The following is a 4,159-nucleotide window of genomic DNA, read 5'->3' on the forward strand; positions in this document are numbered from 1 at the left end:
TCTTGATAAAAAAGGGAATCTCAAGGTTTTCAATAGCGGATTTAATAAGGAAAAGCAAGCATGGAAGCAAGTAATAGGAAAAGCAAAATTTAGAGAGAATGAGCAAATAGGAAAGCTAAAAGTAAGTTTTTTTGGTCCTTTTTATGCTGGTTATAACGTAATTGCGTTGGATGAAAACTATCAATATGCTTTGGTTATCGGTAAAAATCTAAATTACTTATGGATTTTATCTAGGACGAAAGATATTCCAGATAATATTAAAACAAACTTTCTTGCATTAGCTTCAGAAATTGGTTATGATATATCCAATTTGATTTGGGTAGAACATAATCGAAATGATAATCCATTTTTAAATGAAAAATAAAATTTCCATTTTTTGGTTTCGAAGAGATCTTCGTTTAGAAGATAATGTTGGGCTGTACCACGCTCTTTCATCTGGAATTCCTGTGTTACCTATTTTTATTTTTGATGAAGGTATTCTACGACAACTGGATGATAAGAAAGATAGGAGGGTGGATTATATTCATCAAGCGCTTCAAAATATTAATGATCAATTAAAATCCTTTGGGACAAGTCTCCATGTATATTATGGTGATCCTTTCAAAATTTTTCAGCAACTTTCTACAGAGTTTGCTATTCATTCTATATTTTGTAATCGTGATTATGAACCTTTGGCAATTAAAAGAGATACTTCGATTTACAATTATTTTAAGTTATATAACATTTCGTTTAAAGCATTTAAAGATCAGGTAATTTTTGACAAGAAAGATATTTTAAAGAAAGATAGTTCTCCTTATACAGTATATACGCCGTATGCAAAAAAATGGAAACAAATTTTGAAAACAGAAGATTATAAATGTTTTAAGCCTGATTACAGTAAATTTTTGAAAACAGAATTCAAAACGATTCTTTCACTGAAAGAAATTGGTTTTTTAAAAACATCAATTTTATTCAAACAGCCAAAGCTAGATAAGGAAATTATTCAAAATTACCATAAATATAGGGATCATCCTGCTTTACAATGTACGACCCAATTAGGTATAGCTCTAAGATTTGGAACGATTAGTGTACGAAAATGTGTTGCGTTAGCGATAGAGCTAAATGAAACATGGCTAAATGAATTAATTTGGAGAGAATTTTTTATGCAAATACTCTATCATTTTCCATATGTTGTTCACCAACCTTTTAAGGCTAAGTATAATGCTATTAAGTGGAGGAATAATGAGCAGGAATTTAAGCTGTGGTGCGATGGGAAAACAGGTTATCCTATTGTAGATGCAGGAATGAGAGAGCTTAATCAAACTGGTTTTATGCATAATAGAGTAAGAATGATAACAGCAAGTTTTTTATGCAAACATTTACTCATAGATTGGCGTTGGGGAGAGGCTTATTTTGCATCAAAACTAAACGATTATGATTTGTCTGCAAATAATGGTAATTGGCAATGGGTTGCTGGATCAGGATGCGATGCGGCACCTTATTTCAGAGTCTTTAATCCAACTCTTCAGACAGAGAAATTTGATAAAGAATCTCTTTACATTAAAAAGTGGGTATCAGAATTTGAAACTGATGATTATCCTTCTCCTATAGTTGCTCATAATTTTGCTCGAAACAGAGTTTTAAGCATTTTTAACGAAGCATTCAAGAAGTAAAATGAAAGAATAATAATGATTTAAAATATTAAACGATTATAATATATTTTTCCACATTTTCTGCTTTTGAAGAATTAATATCAAAACTTCACTACAAGGTATCTACATCCATACTGAAATTTCAAGCTGGATTCAATTAAGCACCTTATTGTCTTTAGTAAAAGTGAGGTTTGTAAAAACTTTCTATCAAAGATTTAGATTAAAAATAATGAATAATAAAAACACTTAAGGACAAGAGTATTTTGATTGTTATAAAACAATTATAAATATTTCCGATTTGTAAATGTTGTAATGCATTAATATACAAATTTCATTTAAATTGTAAATAGAGTTGCATGTTTATACATTTTTTTAATTATTTATTAAAAAAAATTAGTAACCATAAAAGTAAATAAATTGAGTAAAAAAGGAATATTATTAGTTAATTTAGGATCACCTAAATCTACATCCGTAAATGACGTAAAAGAATATCTTGGAGAGTTTTTAATGGATGAAAGAGTTATTGACTATAATTGGATTCTAAGAACACTTTTAGTAAAAGGAATAATTCTAAATACAAGACCATCAAAATCCGCACAAGCTTATGAGAAAATTTGGACAGATGCGGGATCTCCTTTAATAGTCATTACTGAAAAAATAAAAAATAAATTACAAAATATTGTTGATATTCCTGTTGAAATAGGAATGAGATATGCTGAACCTAGTATAGAAAATGGAATTTCTAAACTAGTTGAGAAAGGAGTCAATAAGATTGTACTATTTCCATTGTATCCTCAATATGCTATGAGTACAACAGAATCTGTAGTAGAGAAATCAGAAAAAGTAAGAAAAGAAAAATTTCCATTTGTTAAAATAAATTATGTGGAACCATTTTATAATAAAGATATATATATAGATTGTCTTGTTGAAAGTATAAAAGACAAGTTTTCGAATGATTATGATGGGCTGTTATTTTCTTACCACGGTATCCCAGAAAGACATATTTATAAAACAGATCCTACAAGGACTTGTAATTTAAGTGACTGTTGTGATAGAGAATTTAATCCAAGTCATCAATTCTGTTATCGTCATCAATGTTTTGAGACAACAAAAAAAGTGATAGAAAAATTAAATTTATCTCGCGAAAAAACAATTGTTTCATTTCAATCTAGACTAGGAAAAGATAAATGGATTGAGCCATATACAGATTCTACTTTAAAAGTTTTACCATCAAAAGGAATAAAAAAATTGGCAGTTGTTTGCCCTGCATTTGTATCTGATTGTTTGGAAACTCTAGAGGAAATAGCAATGGAAGGAAAAGAAATATTTATTGATAATGGGGGAGAAGCTTATGAGTATATTTCATGTCTAAATGATAATGATTCATGGATACATGTAATCAAAACTTTATGTGAAGAAAAAATAGATGATTTTTATTTATTATAATCTTAAACATTTAACAATTATAGATTAAATTCAAATATTCTACATAGACTTTTAATTGTTAAAAGTGATTCTATCAGTTATTAGTATGCTATTAAGCTAATAGATCTAAATTTTGCATATAAGATTCTTAAAATGTTTTTAAAAGATTAGCTATTTACAGAGAAGTGTATATAAATCAAAAATATTAATATAAGAATGGTTCTGTTATAAAGGATTTATAATAGAACCATTTTCATTTTTTACAAAACAATTGCTAAGCGCAAAGCGAAAGAAATTTATATATCAAATTGGTATATAGTTTCAAGAACAATGTTTATTATTGTTGTTCTTATAGTTTGTTATTTACTTCTGGCAAAATGGAATGGGAGAAACTTTAATGCAGGGTTATTATTGTTGTATTTCATCACTTCGTAGACAATAAATATAATTATTTTAGTATTGATTTCAGTATTTCATATGGAGTTTTTCCTTTAAATGATCCATGTGATCTATTGAAATTTAGCTGGTGTTTTCCAGGGGATTGATATCAATCACGCATCTGTTTATGATATTCATTTTTTGAATGATATAAATCTCAACTATGCGATCAGTTTATGATTAGACGCAATTATGCAAAGACTTTTGAAAGGTTTAAAACCAGAATTCCAGCTAAAATTACTGCACTAATAGTGATTCAGTACATTAATAAAATTACTTTAATTGAAATATTAAAAATCTAAAAACTCAAATTATTTAAAATTCACAAGGGGTTTTTTAAATAGTTTATTGTTTTTATAAAGATGCTTTATTATCATTTTAAGAAAAAATGGCACTTTAATTGATTTATGTCATAATAAATTTATGTATAATATAAATAAATAACAATAAAGCTATAAGTTTTGTGTTGATTTTATTTTTTCTTATTACGTTCTATTCGTCATTTCTAATTCATTAATTAATATTAGCATATGAAAAAATCAAATATGAAAAAATCAAAAAAATCAGACCTTAAATCAGAACAAATGAGTCAATTTACAATTGATAATTCGAATCAAAAATTGACGACTAATGATGGTGTGTCTATCTATGATAATAATAACACC

At 27.3% G+C, this 4,159-nt stretch carries 3 protein-coding genes and 1 pseudogene; all 4 read left to right on the forward strand.

Features of this window, described 5'->3' with window-relative positions; all coding sequences use genetic code 11:
• Positions 1–364, forward strand: a 364-nt coding sequence (locus B2X73_RS07745; protein ID WP_291096157.1) for a lipocalin family protein, incomplete at its 5' end; no start/stop codon positions are given.
• On the forward strand, positions 354–1,652 hold the full coding sequence (locus B2X73_RS07750) for a cryptochrome/photolyase family protein (protein WP_221855920.1): 1,299 nt from the start codon (positions 354–356) through the stop codon (positions 1,650–1,652). The genes B2X73_RS07745 and B2X73_RS07750, both read left to right, overlap by 11 nt.
• A gap of 396 nt (positions 1,653–2,048) precedes the next feature.
• Positions 2,049–3,077 carry a ferrochelatase gene (gene hemH / locus B2X73_RS07755; protein ID WP_221855922.1) on the forward strand — a complete coding sequence of 343 codons (1,029 nt, stop codon included), beginning with the start codon at positions 2,049–2,051 and terminating at the stop codon, positions 3,075–3,077.
• A gap of 572 nt (positions 3,078–3,649) precedes the next feature.
• Positions 3,650–3,813: pseudogene (locus B2X73_RS15385) on the forward strand (IS982 family transposase); the annotation flags it as partial.
• Between the last annotated feature and the right edge of the window lie 346 nt (positions 3,814–4,159).

This window comes from Empedobacter sp. UBA7252, from assembly GCF_002472765.1.
Lineage (GTDB): Bacteria > Bacteroidota > Bacteroidia > Flavobacteriales > Weeksellaceae > Empedobacter > Empedobacter falsenii_B.

Bases quoted from the DNA above. Each gene is read 5' to 3' on its own strand.
- B2X73_RS07750 (WP_221855920.1), top strand. From the start codon at position 354: ATGAAAAATAAAATTTCCATTTTTTGGTTTCGAAGAGATCTTCGTTTA.